We start from the raw sequence: 17667 nt of genomic DNA, 5'->3' as shown, positions 1-17667 counted from the left end.
TGCGCGAACCATTCGCCGGTACGGCCGAAGCCGCCGATCACTTCGTCGGCCACCAGCAGGATGTCGTACTTGCGGCAGATCCGCTGGATTTCCGGCCAGTACGTCGACGGCGGGAAGATCACGCCGCCCGCGCCCTGGAACGGCTCGCCGATGAACGCCGCGACGTTTTCCGCGCCGAGTTCGAGGATCTTCGCCTCGAGCTGCTGCGCGCGGGCCAGGCCGAACGCTTCCGGCGTTTCGCCGGCCGCCGCCTCGCCGAAGAAATACGGCTGGTCGATGTGCACGATGTTCTCGACCTTCGACGGCATCTGCTCGTGCATGTAGCCCATCCCGCCGAGCGTGCCGCCGGCGATCGTCGAGCCGTGGTAACCGTTCTTGCGCGAGATCACGAACTTCTTCTGCGGCTGGCCCTGCACGCGCCAGTACTGGTGCACGAGGCGTAGCACGGTGTCGTTGCCTTCCGAGCCGCTGTTGCAATAGAAGAAGTGGTTGAAGCCGGCCGGCGTGACTTCCGCGAGCATCGCGGAGAGTTCGATCACCGGCGGGTGCGTGGTCTTGAAGAAGGTGTTGTAGAACGGCAGTTCCTGGATCTGGCGATACGCGGCGTCGGCGAGTTCCTTGCGGCCGTAGCCGACGTTCACGCACCAGAGGCCGGCCATCCCGTCGATGACCTTGTTGCCGTCCGAGTCCCACAGGTAGACGCCGTCGGCCTTCACGATCACGCGGCTGCCCGCGCGGTTCAGCGCGCCCATGTCCGAGAACGGGTGGATGTGGTGCGCGGCGTCGAGCGCGCGGTATTCGGCGGTCGAATGCGGTGAGAAGGCTTCGTTTCGATCGGTCATGTTTCCTCCGGATAACGCTGCCGCACGCTCAGACGTGCAGCAGCAGGTGCCTGCGTTCCCACGAGCTGATCACGCGGAAGAACGCTTCGTATTCGGTGTCCTTCAGCGCCAGGTAGGCCTTCACGAACTTGTCGCCGAGAATGCCGGCGAGCGGCGTGCACGCCGCCATCAGCGAGATCCCCTCCTCGAGATTGCGCGGCAGCTGGTACGGCAGGTTGTAGCCGTCCGACGCGATCGGCTCGGTCGGCGCGAGCTGCTGCGACAGGCCGAGATAGCCGGCGGCGAGCGTCGCCGCGAACGCGAGGTAAGGATTGCAGTCGACACCCGGAATCCGGTTCTCGATGCGGCGCGCCGATGCGCCCGACTGCGGGATGCGGAAGCCGACCGTGCGGTTGTCGTAGCCCCACTGCACGTTGATCGGCGCGGCCATGAAGCGCGACAGGCGGCGATACGAGTTGATGTACGGCGCGAAGATCGGCATCAGCGCGGGCGTGTACTTCTGCAGCCCCGCGAGATAGCTGTGGAACATCGGCGACACGGCGCCGTCTTCGCCCGAGAACAGGTTGCGCCCCGTGCGCGCGTCGGCCAGGCTCTGGTGGATGTGCATCGCCGAGCCGGGCTCGTCCTGCATCGGCTTGGCCATGAAGGTCGCGTACATGTTGTGGCGCAACGCGGCCTCGCGCACCGTGCGCTTGAACAGGAACACCTGGTCGGCCAGCGACAGCGCATCGCCGTGCATGAAGTTGATCTCCATCTGCGCGGCGCCGACTTCGTGGATCAGCGTGTCGATGTCGAGGTTCTGCATCTCGCAGTATTCGTAGATGTCCTCGAACAGCGGGTCGAACTCGTTGACGGCCTCGATCGAATACGACTGGCGGCCCGTTTCCGGGCGGCCCGTGCGGCCGACCGGCGGACGCAGCGGCAGATCCGGATCGGCGTTCATGTCGACCAGGTAGAACTCGAGCTCGGGCGCGACGACCGGCTTCCAGCCCTTCGCCTTGTACAGGTCGAGCACACGGCGCAGCACGTAGCGCGGCGAGATCTCGACCGGCGAACCGTCGAAGTGCACGCAATCGTGGATCACCTGCGCGGTCGGATCGACCGCCCACGGGATCAGGCAGATCGTCGACGGATCCGGCACGCACACCATGTCGGGATCGGTCACGCCGGTCAGCGTGCCGTCCTCCGGATAGTCGCCGGTGACGGTCTGCACCATCACGGCCTGCGGCAGGCGCATCGATTCGCCGGATTCGAACTTGTTGCGCGGAATGATCTTGCCGCGCGCGATGCCGGCCATGTCGGGAATGATCGCCTCGACCTCGGTGATGCGGTGCTGTCGCAGGAATTCGCTCAGTTCGGGTTGCATGATCGGCCTCTATCAGTCGACGTCGGATGCGGCCGGCGACGGCATCGCGCCGCCTGCCGCATGAATGCGATGGGTCATGCGCGCGCGGCACGCCGCGCCGAATGCCGCGAAGATGTCGCGCGACAGCGGCTGTTCCGCGTAGCGCCATTCGGGATGCCACTGCACGCCGAGCGCGAACGCACGCGCGCCGCGCACGCTGACGGCCTCGACCAGCCCGTCGGGCGCGCTGGCTTCGACGACGAGCCCCGCGCCGAGCTGCGCGATGCCCTGGTCGTGCAGCGAATTGACCGTCGCTTCAGGTGCGCCGTGCGCGATCCGCTGCAGCAGGCCGCCCGGCGCGAACTGCACGACGTGCGCGGGGCCGTACTGCCGTTCGAGCGGATCGGCCGGCCGCTCGCGGTGATCGTCGAAGCCGGTCGTCGCGTGCAGCCGCTGATGCAGCGTGCCGCCGTAGGCAACGTTCAGCTCCTGCATGCCGCGACAGATCGCGAGTACGGGCACACCCGCGTCGATCGCCGCGCGGATCAGCGGCAGCGCGGTCGCATCGCGCGCGGGATCGTGCAGCGTGTCGGGCGCGCTCGCGGCACCGCCGTAATGATGCGGCTCGACGTTCGAATAACTGCCGGTCAACAGCAACCCGTCGACCGCCGCGACGATCGCATCGGCCGGCTGGCGCGCGCCGAGCGCGGGCAGCACGAAGGCAAGCGCGCCCGCGCCGTCGACGAGCGCGGCCAGGTACTTCTCCCCCGCCGTGTGGTTCGGATGCGCACCGCGCAGGATGCGGTCGGCGGTCACGGCTACGATCGGTCGCGCATGCATGGGTGTCTCTCCGGCAATCGCGCGCGACACGTTCGCACGCGGGACGATGAAGGTTCGCGCCGGCACCGCACGCGCGCACCACGATGCGCCGCATGCCCAAACGCGATCGTGCCGCGCGGACGATGCGGCAACAGGCGGTGCGGCCCGGAACGGACGTGAAAAGGGACGCTAGGGCAACAACGATGCGCTGCCGTCGCACTGCACCGCGCTGAACACGCGGGCAGCCACGAGATTGAAGCGGCGCAGGCCGCGACGGGAAATGGCGAAGAAACGAGGTTCGCGCAAAGAGGCGGCACGCGTGCCGCGATCAGCATGCCGGATCGGCCCGGCCTGAGGCGGCGCGCCCGCCGACGGACTTCGCGTCCGGCGTATCGAAGGGCTGGCGGCTTTCACGATCGTACTCGACTGACGAATGCAGGACACGTGTCGCGATGAAGCGCATGCGGCAATGCCGCGCGGCGACACGTCGGCAAGGTGTCTCGCCGCGCATTCCGGTGCGATGCGGCCACGATCGATGGCCCGCCGCCGGTGCGCGCGTGACGACTTCCTGACATTCAGCTTATATCACCCAAAAATTGCGTCAAATTTTCAGGTGCGGATGACGACATCGATCAGACGAAACCCGGACGAAAAAAACGGCACCGATCTCGTGGATCGATGCCGTATTGTGCAGTGCATCGGTGCGTCACGCTGCGTGCCGGCGGGCCGGCGAGCCGTCACGCACCTGCTCCGCCGCGCTGCCGCATCCGTGCGGCCCGGGTTCAGCGATACGCGAGCGCGGTTTCGACGAGCGTCTGCAATAGCGGCACAATCCGCGCCGCACGCGTTTCGTCGTACGCGTAAGGGCGCGTCTCTTCCATGTAGGTGATCTGCGAGAGCTCGAGCTGCACGGCCTCGACGCCGGTTTCGGGCACGCCGTAGTGGCGCGTGATGTAGCCGCCCTTGAAGCGCCCGTTCGCGACGGCCGTATAGCCGCCATGTTCGAGCACGCGCGCGGCGAGCGCCTCCGCCAAGCCCGGCGCGGCACTTGCACCGCTCGACGTGCCGAAGTTGAAGTCCGGCAGGCGGCCGTCGAAGAAGCGCGGCACGTGCGAGCGGATCGAATGCGCTTCCCACACGAGCACGCGGCCGTGCTCGCGCTTCAGGCGTGCGACCTCGCGTTGCAGCGCGTCGTGGTACGGCAGCCAGTAGCGATCGCGGCGGCGCATGATCTCGTCGTTGCCGGGCAGCGCATTCGCCGGATACAGCGGCGCCTTGTCGAACGTATCGACCGGCACGAGCCCCGTCGTGTCCTGCCCCGGGTACAGGTTCTCGTTGTCGGGCGGACGGTTCAGGTCGACGACGTAGCGCGCATGCGACGGGACGAGGATCGATGCGCCGAGGCCGGCCGCGAAGCCGTACAGCCGTTCGAGATGCCAGTCGCAATCGTCGACGAAACGCGCGTCGGCCGTCATCGTCGCGGCGATGTCGTCGGGGATGTGCGTGCCTGCGTGCGGAATCGAGATCAGCAGCGGCAGCGTGCCCTGCTTCAGCGTGAATACAGCCGGTTGTTCAGTCATGTCGCATCACCGTTGAAGGTCTGCCGGCGCACGCAGGCGGCGTGCGCCGGTTGCCGCGCGTCAGCGCAGCAGTTGCGCCAGCGCGGCGCGGTAGTCGGCGTACGCGACGGTTTCGTCGCGATGGCGGCGGCCGCTCACGACGCGCTCGCCGCCCGTGTAGACGTCGAGCACCGGCGTCTCGCCGTGCTCCGCGAACACGATACCCGACAACCACGACGTGCTGTCGTGTTCGGCGATCGCCGGATGATCGGGATCGAGCACGAGCCAGTCGGCGCGGCACCCTTCGCGCAGCGCGCCGACGCGCCGCCCGCTGGCCTGCGCGCCGCCCGCGAGCGACGCGTCGAACAGGCGGTCGGCGACATGCGCCTGCGTGTCGCTCGCCAGCACGTTGCGCGCGCGGTGCACGAGCCGTTGCCCGTATTCGAGCAGGCGCAGCTCGGCACGCCAGTCGACCGACGCGTGGCTGTCCGAGCCGACGCCGATCACGCCGCCTTGCGCGAGATAGTCGACGGCCGGGAACACGCCGTCGCCGAGGTTCGCCTCGGTCGTCAGGCACAGGCCGGCGACCGCGCGACGCTGCGCGAGCGCGGCCGTTTCGGCCGCGTCGACGTGCGTCGCGTGCACGAGACACCAGCGTGCGTCGACATCGAAGCGATCGAGCAGCCATTGCACGGGGCGCGCGCCGTAGGCACGCACGCAGTCGTCGACTTCGGCCGTCTGCTCGGCGATATGGATATGCACGGGCGCGTCGTCGGGCAGCCCGTCGAGCAGCACGCGCAACCCGTTCTCGGACACCGCGCGCAGCGAGTGCGGCGCGACGCCGTAGCGCAGCCCGCCGTGCTCCGGCGCCGCGCGACGCATCGCGTCGAGCAGCTCGAGCAGGCCGTCGGGCGTATTGATGAAGCGGCGCTGGTCGTCGCGCGGCGGCTTGTTGCCGAAGCCGGCGAACTGGTACGACACGGGCAGCATCGTGATGCCGATGCCGGCCGAGCGCGCGGCGTCGACCACGCGCGTGCCGAGTTCCGCGATCTGCGGATAACGCGAGCCGTCCTGCGCGTGATGCACGTAGTGGAATTCGCAAACCGACGTATAACCGCATTTGAGCATCTCGACGTACAGCCAGCGCGCGATCGCGGCGAGTGCGTCGGGCGTGATCTTCAGCGCGAAGCGGTACATCAGGTCGCGCCAGCTCCAGAAGCTGTCGGCCGGATTCGCGCGGTATTCGGTGAGCCCCGCCATCGCGCGCTGGAACGCGTGCGAATGCAGGTTCGGCATGCCGGGCAGCACCGGCCCGGCCGCATGCGCGACGCCTGCCGGGGCATCGGTGTCGGGCGTCACGCCGGTCAGCGTGCCGGCCGCGTCCCAGCGCAGCAGCACGTTACGGCGCCAGCCGTCGGGCAGGTATGCATGGTCGGCGAACAACAGGGAGTCGGTCATAAGGCTATCTATCCATTCATCCGGCGAAACACGGTCGTGCCGCCGCGTACGACCTGCTCGCACAGCGGCCGGCCGATCCAGTAGGCGAGCTCCGCCAGCGAGCCGACCGACCATGCGGCGAAATCGGCCTGGCGACCGACCTCGAGCGCGCCGTGGCGATCCGCGCGGCCGAGCGCCGCGGCCGCGTGGCGCGTCACGCCCTGCAGCACTTCGGGCACCGTCATGCGGAACAGCGTGCAGCCCATGTTCAACGTCAGCAGCAGCGATTCGAGCGGTGACGTGCCGGGGTTGTGATCGGTCGCGAGCGCGATCGGCACGTCGTGCTTGCGCAGCAGCTCGATCGGCGGCAGTTGCGTCTCGCGGATGAAGTAATACGCGCCGGGCAGCAGCACGGCGACCGTGCCGGCCGCCTTCATCGCCTCGATGCCGGCTTCGTCGAGGAATTCGAGGTGGTCGGCGGACAGTGCCCGGTAGCGGGCGGCGAGCGCCGTGCCACCCGCGTTCGACAGTTGCTCCGCATGCAGCTTCACGGGCAGCCCGCGCCGCGTCGCGGCTTCGAACACGCGCTCGGTCTGGGCGAGCGAAAAGCCGATGCGTTCGCAGAATACGTCGACCGCGTCGACGAGCCCCTCGTCGGCCAGCGCCGGCAGCATCCGGTTGCACACTTCGTCGATGTAGTCGTCCGCGCGGCCCGCGTATTCCGGCGGCAGCGCATGCGCGCCGAGAAAGGTCGTGTAGACCGTGACCGGGAAACGCTCGCCGAGCTGGCGCGCGACGCGCAGCATCTTGCGTTCGCTCGCGAGGTCGAGCCCGTAGCCCGACTTGATCTCGATCGCGGTCACGCCTTCGGCCAGCAGCGGCTGCAGTCGCGCGGCGGCCTGCACGAACAGCGTCGTCTCGTCGGCCGCGCGCGTCGCGCGCACCGTCGACACGATCCCGCCGCCCTGCCGCGCGATCTCCTCGTAGCTGACGCCCGCGAGGCGCTGCGCGAATTCGTCGGCACGCGTGCCGCCGTACACGAGGTGCGTATGGCAGTCGACGAGGCCCGGCGTCACCCACGCGCCGTGCAGGTCCTCGCGCCGCCAATGCGCATAACCGTGCGGCAGCGCGGACATCGCGCCGAGCCAGACGATCGTGCCGGTTTCGTCGACGGCGATCGCCGCGTCGTCGATCGTCTCGTCGGGATGGCCGTGCGGACACAGCCTCAGGTGATGCCAGACAGTCGGTTTCATGCGTTCAGTCTCGTTCGCCGATGGCGAGCGACACGGCGAGCAACGCGCCGCTACCGCTCACGACGACGTCAAACGCACGCCGCGGCCCGTCGAGCCGCAACGTGTCCATTTCTTCCAGTGTGTAGCGCGTGCCGTCGATTTCAACGGCGACCTCGCCGGCCGCGCAAAACAGCAGCACGGTATCGGCATGCCCGATGCGGTGCGCGCCTGCGCGCCACACGTCGAGCGTGCCGCGCGCGGCCGAACGGCGCGTCATCAGGTTGAAGTCGCGCGTCGCGCCGTCGTGCAGCGTCGCGTCGATCGCCGCCTCGCCCGCGAAATCCGCTCGGGCCAGCGGTGCGTCGAGCACGTGGCGTGCGCCGCCTTCCTCGGCGAGCGTCATGCCTGCGCCGGACAGCAGCACGAGCGTGCGGTCGACGCCGTCGAAACGCGAGAACGGGCCGTCCGTGCCGACGTCCGCGACGCTCACGCGCCACGCGAACGCGTCGAGCGCGGCGCCCGGCGGCACCCCGAAGGAAGTCCCCTTGGGGGAAAACGCCGCGATTTCGCGCGTCACGCCGCCGCCGTTCTTCCATGGCGACGCGACGAGATCCGCTGCGCGCATCATCGTCGCGTTCACCGGCGCCTGATCGAGCGCCGTCATGCTCAGCGGCCGAGCATCGGCAGCTTCAGGCCGGCTTCGCGGGCCGTCTGCTGCGCGAGTTCGTAGCCGGCATCCGCATGGCGCATCACGCCCGTCGCCGGGTCGTTCAGCAGCACGCGGCCGAGACGCTCGTGCGCTTCGGCGGTACCGTCGGCGACGATCACGACGCCCGAGTGCTGCGAGAAGCCCATGCCGACGCCGCCGCCATGGTGCAGCGACACCCACGATGCGCCGCCCGCGGTGTTCAGCAGCGCGTTCAGCAGCGGCCAGTCGCTCACGGCGTCCGAACCGTCCTTCATCGATTCCGTCTCGCGGTTCGGGCTCGCGACCGAACCGGTGTCGAGGTGGTCGCGGCCGATCACGATCGGGGCCTTCAGTTCGCCGTTCTTCACCATCTCGTTGAACGCCTGACCGAGGCGATAGCGATCCTTCACGCCGACCCAGCAGATCCGCGCCGGCAGGCCCTGGAACGCGATGCGCTCACGTGCCATGTCGAGCCAGTTGTGCAGGTGCGGATCGTCGGGGATCAGCTCCTTCACCTTCTGGTCGGTCTTGTAGATGTCTTCCGGATCGCCCGACAGCGCGACCCAGCGGAACGGGCCCTTGCCTTCGCAGAACAGCGGGCGGATATAGGCCGGCACGAAGCCCGGGAAGTCGAACGCGTTCTCGACACCCATTTCCAGCGCCATCTGGCGGATGTTGTTGCCGTAGTCGAGCGTCGCCGCGCCGCGCTCCTGCAGCGCCAGCATCGCGCGCACCTGGACGGCCATCGACTGCTTCGCGACCTTCACGATGCTCTGCGGATCGACCTTCTGCGCTTCGCGCCATTGCGCGACGGTCCAGCCTTGCGGCAGGTAGCCGTTGATCGGGTCGTGCGCGCTCGTCTGGTCGGTCACGCAATCCGGCGTGATGCCGCGCGTGACGAGCTCCGCGAACACGTCGGCCGCATTGCCGAGCAGGCCGACCGACACCGGCTTGCCGGTGCGCTTCGCTTCCTCGATCATGCCGAGCGCCTCGTCGAGCGTCGTCGCCTTCTTGTCGACGTAGCGCGTCTTCAGGCGGAAGTCGATGCGCGTCTCGTCGCATTCGACCGCGATCATCGAGAAGCCGGCCATCGTCGCGGCCAGCGGCTGCGCGCCGCCCATGCCGCCGAGGCCGCCCGTCAGGATCCAGCGGCCCGACGGATCGCCGTTGAAGTGCTGGTTCGCGACCGAGAAGAACGTTTCATAGGTGCCCTGCACGATGCCCTGGCTGCCGATGTAGATCCAGCTGCCGGCCGTCATCTGGCCGTACATCATCAGGCCCTTGCGGTCGAGCTCGTGGAAGTGGTCCCAGTTCGCCCAGTGCGGCACGAGGTTCGAGTTCGCCAGCAGCACGCGCGGCGCATCCTTGTGCGTGCGGAACACACCGACCGGCTTGCCCGACTGGATCAGCAGCGTTTCGTTTTCCTCGAGATCCTTCAGCGACGCGAGGATCTGGTCGTAGCACTCCCAGTTGCGCGCCGCACGGCCGATGCCGCCGTACACGACGAGCGCATGCGGATGCTCGGCGACTTCCGGGTCGAGGTTGTTCTGGATCATCCGGTAGGCCGCTTCGGCCAGCCAGGTCTTGCAGACCTTCTCGCTGCCGCGCGGCGCGCGGATCGTGCGCGTCGGATCGAGACGGGGATCGATGTGTTTCGGATGGTTCATGACGACTGCTCCCGAGGGAAATGAATATCAAATAGGAATCAGAAATGCCCGGTGAAGCGATAACGGCTGCCGGGATGCCACAGATTCGCCACCGAGGCGACGACGCCCTGCGACCAGGTGCGCCGATGTAAAACCAGACACGGCTCGACGTCGTCCATCCGCAGCTGCTCGCGCCGCTCCGGCGCCGGGGCCGCCGCTTCGATCCGGTACTCGACGCGCTGCAGCGGAGCCGCGCGCATCAGGTACAGGTTCGGCGTCGTGTTCGTGAAATCCTGCTCGGCGTAATCCGGCGCGACCGCCGGATTCACCCACCGCTCTTCGAGCTGCACCGGCTCGTCGTTCTCGAAGTGCAGCACCTGCGAATGAAACAGCTTCGTGCGCACGGCCACCTGCATCTCGTCGGCGAGCACCTCGTCGGCGCGGATCGTGTCGAGGCCGAGCACGCTCGCGCGATACGCATGCCCGCGCGCGCCGACCTCCTCCGAGATGCTGCGGATCGCCACCAGCGTCGACTCGTACTTCGGCCGCGCGACGTAGGTGCCCGCACCCTTCATGCGCGTGAGCACCTGCTCGGCCGTCAACTCGCGCAGCGCGCGGTTGACGGTCATGCGCGCCACCTTGAACTCGCGCGCCAGCTCGTTCTCGGACGGCACCTGGTCGCCCTCCTCCCACTCGCCTGCGTGGATGCGGGCCAGGATGAAATCCTTGATCTCCTGGTAGACCGGCGCGCTCATGGGCTTACTGTTCCGACGCGAACGAGAACGGCGCGACCTTCGCGAACGCACGCTCGCCGACCAGCTTCGCGATCACCGCGATGTCCGGTGCGAAGTAGTGGTCGAGCTCGTAGTGCGCGACCTTGCTGCGGATCGTTTCCATCACCGGCGCGAGCTTCGGGCTCGTGTGGTGCGGCGCGCGCAGGTCGACGCCTTGCGCGGCGGCCAGCAGTTCGATCGCGAGGATGTGCTTCGTGTTGTCCGCGATGTCGGCGAGCTTGCGGGCGGCGAACGTCGCCATCGACACGTGGTCTTCCTGGTTCGCCGAGGTCGGCAGCGAGTCGACCGACGCCGGGTGCGCGAGCGTCTTGTTTTCCGATGCGAGTGCGGCAGCCGTCACGTGGGCGATCATGAAGCCCGAGTTCACGCCGCCGTCCCGCACGAGGAACGGGGGCAGGCCCGACAGCGTCGCGTCGATCAGCAGCGCGATGCGGCGTTCGGCCAGTGCGCCGATTTCCGATGCGGCCAGTGCGAGGTTGTCGGCCGCGAACGCGACGGGCTCGGCGTGGAAGTTGCCGCCCGACAGCACTTCGCCGGTATCCGGGAAGATCAGCGGGTTGTCCGACACGGCGTTCGCTTCGATCAGCAGCACGTCGGCCGCGTGACGCATCTGGTCCAGGCACGCGCCCATCACCTGCGGCTGGCAGCGCAGGCTGTACGGGTCCTGCACCTTGTCGCAATCGCGGTGCGACTGGTTGATCGGCGAGCCTTCGAGCAGGTCGCGATACGACGCTGCCGCGTCGATCTGGCCTTGATGGCCGCGCAGTTCATGAATGCGTGCGTCGAACGGCTTCACCGAGCCGGCAGCCGCGTCGACCGACAGCGCGCCCGCGACGAGCGCGGTGCGGTACAGGTCTTCGATCGCGAACATGTTGTCGAGCGCGAGCGCGGTGGATGCCTGCGTGCCGTTCAGCAGCGCGAGGCCTTCCTTCGCCTGCAGCGTCAGCGGCGCGAGGCCCGCGACGCGCAGGCCGTCGAGCGCGCTCGCGCGCTCGCCGCGGATGAACACTTCGCCGACGCCCAGCAGCACGGCCGACATGTGCGCGAGCGGCGCGAGGTCGCCCGATGCGCCGACCGAACCCTTCACCGGGATCAGCGGCAGCACGTCCGCGTTGAACAGCTTGATCAGCGCGTCCATCACTTCGCGGCGGATGCCCGAGTGGCCGCGGCCGAGGCTCGACAGCTTCAGTGCCATCAGCAGGCGCACCGACGAACGTGCCATCGGCTCGCCGACGCCGACCGCGTGCGACAGCACGAGGTTCTTCTGCAGCAGTTCGAGCTGGTCGTGCGGGATATGCGTGCTCGCCAGGCGGCCGAAGCCCGTGTTGATGCCGTAGGCCGGCTCGCCCTTCGCGGCGATGTCGGCGACGGCCTTCGCGCCGGCGTCGATCTTCGCGAAGCTGGCCGGGTCGAGCGTCAGTTGCACGGCTTCGCGTGCGATCTGGCGCAGTTGCGGGAGGGTCAGGTGGCCGGGGGTCAACGTAATCATGTGAGCAATCCTGTCTAGACAAGTTCGGAGTGGTTTGAAGTGTAGCCACCCGAACTTGTCTAGACAACCCGTTTTTCACCGATTTCGACTCGGGAGTTTCCCTGATGTCCGGTGCGGCCCGCCGGATCGGTCGGCGGGATCCGGCGCTTAACATATGTTGCAATTATTTTGTCTTTGGCAACATACGAATCACCATTCGTCACCATCCGCCTCGGAGACCGTCATGCCCTTCCCGTCACGATTCGCCGCCCGGTTCGGCCGCCCCTTGCTCTTCGCCGCGTGCGCACTCGCATGCGGCGCGTCGTTCGCGGCGGAGCCGCTCTCGGGCACGCTCGAGAAGATCCGGCAGAGCAACCTGATCTCGATCGGCCACCGCGAAACGTCGGTGCCGTTCTCCTATGTCGACGCGAACGGCAAGGTCATCGGCTTCTCGCAGGACCTGTGCGACCGCGTGATCGCCGCCGTGAAGGCGCGCATCGGCAAGCCCGACCTGCAGGTGCGCTTCATCCCGGTCACGTCGCAGAACCGCATCCCGCTCGTGCAGAACGGCACCGTCGATCTCGAATGCGGCGTCACCACCAACCTCGCCGCGCGTCACGCACAGGTCGCGTTCTCGACCACCTTCTTCGTCGCGACGACGCGCCTGCTCACGCGCACGAGCTCGGGCATCCGCGACTTCCCCGATCTCGCCGGCAAGACGGTCGTGACGAACCAGGGCACGACGTCCGAGCGCCTGCTGCGCAGGATGAACGAGGAAAAGAAGATGAACATGCAGATCATCAGCGCGAAGGACTACGGCGAAGGGCGCCTCACGCTCGAATCGGGCCGCGCGGCCGCGTACATGATGGACGACGTGCTGCTCGCGGGCGTGCGCCAGCTCGCCGCGAAGCCGGCCGACTGGCAGATCGTCGGCACGCCGCAGTCGTCGGAGGCCTACGGGTTCATGCTGCGCAAGGACGATCCGCAGTTCAAGGCGCTCGTGGACGGCGTGCTCGTGCAGTTGATGAAGCGCGGCGAGATCGACGCGCTGTATGACAGGTGGTTCCTGAAGCCGGTGCCGCCGAAGGGGCTCGCGTTCGACTTCCCGATGAGCGACGTGATCAAGGCGCGCTACGCGGCACCGAACGACGCGCCGCTCGAATGAGCGCCGCGCGCTGACGCCGGCTCACGCACGCGTCCACGCGATGCACGCCGCGTAGCCGGGCGCCGCGTCGAGCCACGCCGCGTCGAACGCCGCGACGCCGGCGGCGGGCGCGGCCGGTTCGACGATCGTCGTCGCAGGGGTCGCGGCATCGCGCGGCGGCACGACCGCGAACGCTCGCAACCCGCCGACGATGCCGGTGCCGAGCGCCTTGAGCAGCGCTTCCTTCGCCGCCCACACGCGCATGAACGCCGCCGCGCGCGCGGCGGGCGACACGCTGTCGAGCCACGCAGCCTCGGCAGGCGCGCAGACTTCGCGTGTCAGCGCACGCCAGTCGGCCGCGCGGTCGCAGCACTCGATATCGACACCGACACGACCCGCGGGCGCCCACGCGAGCAAGGCATGATCGCCCGCATGCGACACGTTGAAATCGAGTGACGTCCGATGCGCGGGGGCCGGCGACGGCCGCCCCGATGCGTCGACGACGATCGCGACCGCATGCGGCGCGACACCGAGGGCCGCGCCGAGCACGTCGCGCAGCGCGGCACGCGTCGCGGCACTGCGCACCGCATCCTCGTGACGCATGAAGCGCGCGGCGCGCGCGCGCTCGTCATCGCTCAGCGCCGCATAGGCCGGCGACGCGAGCGGCACGCTCCAGTCGAAATTGATACGCGCGACCCGCACCCCCGCGCGTGCAGCGGCGGGCGGCACATCGAGCGCGCGCACGCGCCATGCGCGGGCGGTATCGGCCGGAGAGGCGGAATCGGACGGAATGGACATCGGTGCGCAGCAGCCTGTGCCGTGAAAGGAAACGCCCGATGTTAATCGATCGCGCCGGCGTATGAACCGGCCCGGGTGCGACTCGCCGCGGCCGCATCGAATCGGAGCGGCTTCATGAGCCGCATGCGAAGGCCGCGCACGGCGGCACGCCATGCCCGCGACGCATCGGGCAGCAGCCGGGCAGCTGCCGCGCCTCACCCGTTCGCGGCGACGCCCGGCACGCCGCTGCCCGCCCCTCGCCCGCGCGACGCCGGGTGAAGCGCATGCACGTGGCCCGGCGCATCGGCCGGCAGCACGCCGTGCTGCAGCCAGTACAACGCGAGCGGCCACAGCGTGTCGGTGAAGCGGCTGTGGAAAAACGCGAAATGGCCGATCGCATCGACGCCGATGTCGGCCGGCGCGATCCGCAGGTGCGTGACGTCGCTGCCCGTGTAGTAGCCGACCAGCCGCTCGATCGCCTCGACCGTGCCGAACCCGTCGTCGTCGAGGCCGATCGCGAGCATCGGCGCCGACAGTCCCGCGAAGCGGGTGGGCAACGCCGCGCGGCTTGCGACGGGTTCGGCGAGCAGGCCGCGCGTATAACCATCCTCGAAGCGGGCCTGCGAGCGCACCCACGACAACGCGACGCCGCGCGGCGTGTCCTCCATCCAGCCGAGCCGCTTCGCGGGCACGTAGCCGAACACGGCCGCGAGCAGCGGCATCGCAACGTGCCACTTCCACCACATGCGCCGCCGTTCGGCCGGCAGGTAATCGCGCCAGTACGCGTACTGCGCGCCGACCGTCACCGCGTGCCGCACGTGAGCGTTCGATGCCGCGAGCCCGAGCGCGAAGCCGCCGATGCTGTGCGCGACCACGTCGATCGGCTGGCCCGGAAACGCGTCGCGCGCGTACTGCAGCGCGGCGTCGCAATCGAGCCGCCCCCAGTCGAGCCAGTTCGCGCGCAGCTTCGCGAGCTGCGCCGGGCGCGACCCGCCGATGCCGCGATAGTCGTAGACGAGCACGTCGCGCCCCTGTGAAAACAACCAGGCCGCGAAACGAAAGTAGTAGTCGCAACGCACCGATGTCGCGCAATTGATGACCGTCACGGGCCGCGCGGCGCTGCCGCCGCGATGGCGCCACACATGGCCGCGCAATTCATAGCCGTCGGCCGCGCGCAGCGTCACGGGCTCGGGCGGCAGCAATGCGCCTGCCGCACGGCTGCCCTGCGTCGTCCCGCTGCTTTCGTTCGAAATCGCCATCGAGTCTCCTGTCGGTCCGAGTTAGCGCTTCAGCGCTTACTCGGACCCCATGCTTCGCGGTCGGTCCGAGTTAGCGCTTTAGCGCTTACTCGAACCCCATGCCTCGCGGTCAGCCCCGCACTCCCCGCGCCAGCCTCCATTGAACTTGACGCGCCCCGCGTTCTCAACCAATCTTGCTGCTCCGTTCGCATGAGTCACGCGCATGTCAACGCCACTCGTCCGCCTCCCGTCGCTCGACCTCGTCCGCGGTTTCGTCGCCGTCGGCCGCCGCATGAGCATCACGCTCGCCGCGCAGGATCTGTGCGTCACGCAATCGGCGGTCAGCCGCCAGGTGCACGCGCTCGAAGCGCATCTCGGCGTCGCGCTGCTGCAGCGCGGCTACCGGAAGATCGCGTTCACGCCGGAAGGCGAGCGGCTGTTTCGTGTCGCCGATGCGGCCCTGCACAGCCTGCAGGACACCGTCGCGTCGCTCGCCGCCGCACGCGAGCGCCAGCCCGTCACGATCACCGCGAGCATCGGCGTCACCGCGCTGTGGTTGCTGCCGCGGCTCGGGCGGCTGCAGGCGCGCCTGCCGGAGATCGACCTGCGCGTCGCCGCGAACGACAAGGTACTCGATTTGCGCGCCGAAGGCATCGACCTCGGCGTCCGCTATTGCCCGCGCGAGCGCGCGCCGGCCGGCGCGCTGCACCTGTTCGACGAGATCGTCGTGCCGGTCGCCCATCCCGCGCTCGCCGCACGGCCCGTCACGAACGCGCCCGCGATCGCCGACCACGTCCTGCTCGAATTCGACGGGCCGCCGCAGCCGCAACTGCAATGGCGCACGCACCTGCTCGCGGCCGGGCTCGGCGACGCGCGCCCGAAAGGCGTGCTGCGCTTCAACCAGTACGACCAGGTGATCCAGGCCGCGATCGCAGGCCAGGGCGTCGCGCTCGGGCGGCTCGCGCTCGTCGCGCCGATGCTCGCGGACGGGCGGCTCGCGGTGCTCGGGCCGCACACGCAGGCACTGTCGGAGGCTTACGGCTACTGGCTGTTCCAGCACGATCCGGCACCGCGCCGCGAAGTCGCCGAGGTCCGCGACTGGATGCTCGCCGAAGCAGCCGAATGCGATACCGCGATGCGTGCGCACGATACGGCGTCGGCATAGGCCGAAGCCGGAGCCGATTCAGCGAATGCCGCCGGCCGCGGCCGGGCACGCCCGCCCGATCCCCCGCGCCCTTCGTCACATTCCCCACACGCATGCCAACCTGACCGAATGATCGCTTGAGGGTCGACGGGCCCGATCGTCTAATCGGATCGAGCGCGGCCGTTTTGCCGCGCCCCCTTCCGGAGACACGCATGACCCCGATCGAGCACGAAGTCCGCCGCCGCTGGCTGCCCGTACTGGCCGGCGGCCTGATCATGGGCGCCGCGCTCGGCATCCGCCACGTGCAGGGCCTGTTCCTCGCGCCGGTGTCGCTCGATCACGGCTGGTCGCGCGAAGCGTTCGGGTTCGCGCTGGCGCTGCAGAACCTGATCTGGGGCGTCGCGCAGCCGTTCACGGGCATGGTCGCCGATCGTTTCGGGTCGCTGCGCGTGATCGTCGCCGGGATGCTGCTCTATGCGGCCGGGCTCGTCACGATGGCGCACGCGGCGACGACCGGCATGTTCACGGTCGGTGCCGGGCTCGTGATCGGCATCGCGCTGTCGGGCTCGGCGTTCGCATCGATCTATGGCGCGCTGAGCCGCCTGTTTCCCCCCGACCGGCGCGGCTGGGCGCTCGGCGTCGCAGGCGCGATCGGCGGGCTCGGCCAGTTCTGCATGGTGCCCGTCGCGCAGGAACTGATCGGCGGCATCGGCTGGCGGCATGCGTTCATCGCACTGGCGCTCGTCGCGGTGGTGCTCGCGCCGCTCGCCGTGCTGCTGCGCGACCGGCCCGCGCAGGTTGCCGGCGCCGCCGCCGGCCCCGACCAGTCGATCGGCGAAGCCGTGCGCGAGGCGTTCGCGCATCGCGGCTTCTGGCTGCTGAACGCGGGTTTCTTCGCGTGCGGCTTCCAGCTCGCCTTCATCGCGACGCATCTTCCCGCGTACCTGCTGGATCACGGGCTGCCGGCACGCCACGCGAGCGTCGCGCTCGCGCTGATCGCGCTGACCAACGTGGCCGGCACCTATGCGTGCGGCCATCTCGGCGGGCTGCTGCGGCGCAAGTACGTGCTGTCGGTGCTCTACCTCGTGCGTGCGCTCACGATGGCCGTGTTCGTCGCCGCGCCGCTGTCGCCCGCGAGCGTCTACGTGTTCGCGGCCGTCATGGGGTTCACGTGGCTCGGCACCGTGCCGCTGACGAACGGCGTGATCTCGCAGGTGTTCGGCGTGCGCTACATCGCGACGCTGTTCGGCTTCGTGTTCTTCGGGCACCAGCTCGGCAGCTTCTTCGGTGTCTGGCTCGGTGCGCTCGTGTACGACGCGACGCATTCGTACATGCCGCTGTGGATCGGCTCGATCGCGCTCGGCGTACTCGCGGCGCTGCTGCACCTGCCGATCAACGACGCGCGCGTCGCGCGTCCGGCAGCGGGCAACGCGGCGTGGGCATGATCCGCGCGGCACTGGCCGCCGGCACGCTCGCGTTCGTCGCGTGGTGCGGCGCGGCCTACTTCGATTCGGGCGTCGCGTACGCGCTGCTC

16 protein-coding genes are annotated in these 17667 nt (G+C 69.0%); 3 read left to right on the top strand and 13 right to left on the bottom strand.

All coding sequences use genetic code 11. The annotated features are described in order from the left end of the window. The 11 genes from VK92_RS24920 to hutH form a co-directional block, all read right to left on the bottom strand. Positions 1–842, bottom strand: an 842-nt coding sequence (locus tag VK92_RS24920; protein WP_048468200.1) for an aminotransferase, incomplete at its 3' end; no start/stop codon positions are given. A gap of 28 nt (positions 843–870) precedes the next feature. Further along, complete coding sequence (locus VK92_RS24915) at positions 871–2208, bottom strand: glutamine synthetase family protein (RefSeq protein WP_048468199.1); 1338 nt, start codon at positions 2206–2208, stop codon at positions 871–873. Positions 2209–2220: 12 nt separating this feature from the next. After that, a complete protein-coding gene (locus tag VK92_RS24910; RefSeq protein ID WP_048026185.1) occupies positions 2221–3027 on the bottom strand; it encodes a gamma-glutamyl-gamma-aminobutyrate hydrolase family protein in 807 nt (268 codons plus the stop codon). Positions 3028–3195: 168 nt separating this feature from the next. After that, entirely contained in the window at positions 3196–3420 is a 225-nt protein-coding gene (locus VK92_RS40565) for a hypothetical protein (protein ID WP_080982012.1), read from the bottom strand. Positions 3421–3788: 368 nt separating this feature from the next. Continuing rightward, a complete protein-coding gene (gene hutG / locus VK92_RS24905; RefSeq protein WP_048026187.1) occupies positions 3789–4586 on the bottom strand; it encodes an N-formylglutamate deformylase in 798 nt (265 codons plus the stop codon). 60 nt (positions 4587–4646) lie between these two features. Then, positions 4647–6023, bottom strand: coding sequence for a formimidoylglutamate deiminase (locus tag VK92_RS24900; protein ID WP_048026190.1), 1377 nt, complete (start codon positions 6021–6023; stop codon positions 4647–4649). An 8-nt stretch (positions 6024–6031) separates the two neighbouring features. Next, entirely contained in the window at positions 6032–7255 is a 1224-nt protein-coding gene (hutI, locus tag VK92_RS24895) for an imidazolonepropionase (RefSeq protein ID WP_048026191.1), read from the bottom strand. Between the two features lie 4 nt (positions 7256–7259). Continuing rightward, positions 7260–7898 carry a HutD/Ves family protein gene (locus VK92_RS24890; RefSeq protein ID WP_048026192.1) on the bottom strand — a complete coding sequence of 213 codons (639 nt, stop codon included), beginning with the start codon at positions 7896–7898 and terminating at the stop codon, positions 7260–7262. Between the two features lie 2 nt (positions 7899–7900). After that, positions 7901–9589: a urocanate hydratase gene (gene hutU, locus VK92_RS24885; RefSeq protein ID WP_027786936.1), complete on the bottom strand. Its 1689-nt coding sequence runs from the start codon at positions 9587–9589 to the stop codon at positions 7901–7903. Positions 9590–9627: 38 nt separating this feature from the next. Continuing rightward, complete coding sequence (hutC, locus tag VK92_RS24880; RefSeq protein ID WP_027786935.1) at positions 9628–10323, bottom strand: histidine utilization repressor; 696 nt, start codon at positions 10321–10323, stop codon at positions 9628–9630. Between the two features lie 4 nt (positions 10324–10327). Further along, on the bottom strand, positions 10328–11851 hold the full coding sequence (gene hutH / locus VK92_RS24875) for a histidine ammonia-lyase (protein ID WP_048026193.1): 1524 nt from the start codon (positions 11849–11851) through the stop codon (positions 10328–10330). 223 nt (positions 11852–12074) lie between these two features. On the opposite strand from hutH, the gene VK92_RS24870 reads away from it, so the two are divergent. Further along, positions 12075–12995, top strand: coding sequence for a glutamate/aspartate ABC transporter substrate-binding protein (locus VK92_RS24870; protein WP_048026195.1), 921 nt, complete (start codon positions 12075–12077; stop codon positions 12993–12995). 21 nt (positions 12996–13016) lie between these two features. On the opposite strand, the gene VK92_RS24865 is transcribed toward VK92_RS24870, so the two are convergent. Together VK92_RS24865 and VK92_RS24860 are read right to left on the bottom strand one after the other, a co-directional pair. After that, on the bottom strand, positions 13017–13772 hold the full coding sequence (locus VK92_RS24865) for a 4'-phosphopantetheinyl transferase family protein (RefSeq protein ID WP_048026197.1): 756 nt from the start codon (positions 13770–13772) through the stop codon (positions 13017–13019). 194 nt (positions 13773–13966) lie between these two features. Next, complete coding sequence (locus VK92_RS24860; RefSeq protein WP_048026199.1) at positions 13967–15010, bottom strand: alpha/beta hydrolase family protein; 1044 nt, start codon at positions 15008–15010, stop codon at positions 13967–13969. 202 nt (positions 15011–15212) lie between these two features. Between VK92_RS24860 and VK92_RS24855 the strand changes: the two genes are divergently transcribed. Together VK92_RS24855 and VK92_RS24850 are read left to right on the top strand one after the other, a co-directional pair. Then, a complete protein-coding gene (locus VK92_RS24855) occupies positions 15213–16154 on the top strand; it encodes a LysR substrate-binding domain-containing protein (protein ID WP_048026200.1) in 942 nt (313 codons plus the stop codon). Positions 16155–16345: 191 nt separating this feature from the next. Continuing rightward, on the top strand, positions 16346–17578 hold the full coding sequence (locus VK92_RS24850; RefSeq protein WP_048026201.1) for an MFS transporter: 1233 nt from the start codon (positions 16346–16348) through the stop codon (positions 17576–17578). Positions 17579–17667 lie beyond the last annotated feature (89 nt).

It is taken from the genome of Burkholderia sp. LK4 (assembly GCF_001043615.1).
GTDB lineage: Bacteria > Pseudomonadota > Gammaproteobacteria > Burkholderiales > Burkholderiaceae > Burkholderia > Burkholderia cepacia.
The sequence above is the reverse complement of the archived record's forward strand: the minus strand, read 5'-3'. Positions and strand labels throughout refer to the sequence as shown.

Excerpts from the sequence above, each read along its gene's own strand:
- VK92_RS24915 (WP_048468199.1), bottom strand. The coding sequence starts at position 2,208 with ATGCAACCCGAACTGAGCGAATTCCTGCGACAGCACCGCATCACCGAG.
- VK92_RS24910 (WP_048026185.1), bottom strand. The coding sequence starts at position 3,027 with ATGCATGCGCGACCGATCGTAGCCGTGACCGCCGACCGCATCCTGCGC.
- hutG (WP_048026187.1), bottom strand. The coding sequence starts at position 4,586 with ATGACTGAACAACCGGCTGTATTCACGCTGAAGCAGGGCACGCTGCCG.
- VK92_RS24900 (WP_048026190.1), bottom strand. The coding sequence starts at position 6,023 with ATGACCGACTCCCTGTTGTTCGCCGACCATGCATACCTGCCCGACGGC.
- hutI (WP_048026191.1), bottom strand. The coding sequence starts at position 7,255 with ATGAAACCGACTGTCTGGCATCACCTGAGGCTGTGTCCGCACGGCCAT.
- VK92_RS24890 (WP_048026192.1), bottom strand. The coding sequence starts at position 7,898 with ATGACGGCGCTCGATCAGGCGCCGGTGAACGCGACGATGATGCGCGCA.
- hutU (WP_027786936.1), bottom strand. The coding sequence starts at position 9,589 with ATGAACCATCCGAAACACATCGATCCCCGTCTCGATCCGACGCGCACG.
- hutC (WP_027786935.1), bottom strand. The coding sequence starts at position 10,323 with ATGAGCGCGCCGGTCTACCAGGAGATCAAGGATTTCATCCTGGCCCGC.
- hutH (WP_048026193.1), bottom strand. The coding sequence starts at position 11,851 with ATGATTACGTTGACCCCCGGCCACCTGACCCTCCCGCAACTGCGCCAG.
- VK92_RS24870 (WP_048026195.1), top strand. The coding sequence starts at position 12,075 with ATGCCCTTCCCGTCACGATTCGCCGCCCGGTTCGGCCGCCCCTTGCTC.
- VK92_RS24865 (WP_048026197.1), bottom strand. The coding sequence starts at position 13,772 with ATGTCCATTCCGTCCGATTCCGCCTCTCCGGCCGATACCGCCCGCGCA.
- VK92_RS24860 (WP_048026199.1), bottom strand. The coding sequence starts at position 15,010 with ATGGCGATTTCGAACGAAAGCAGCGGGACGACGCAGGGCAGCCGTGCG.
- VK92_RS24855 (WP_048026200.1), top strand. The coding sequence starts at position 15,213 with ATGTCAACGCCACTCGTCCGCCTCCCGTCGCTCGACCTCGTCCGCGGT.
- VK92_RS24850 (WP_048026201.1), top strand. The coding sequence starts at position 16,346 with ATGACCCCGATCGAGCACGAAGTCCGCCGCCGCTGGCTGCCCGTACTG.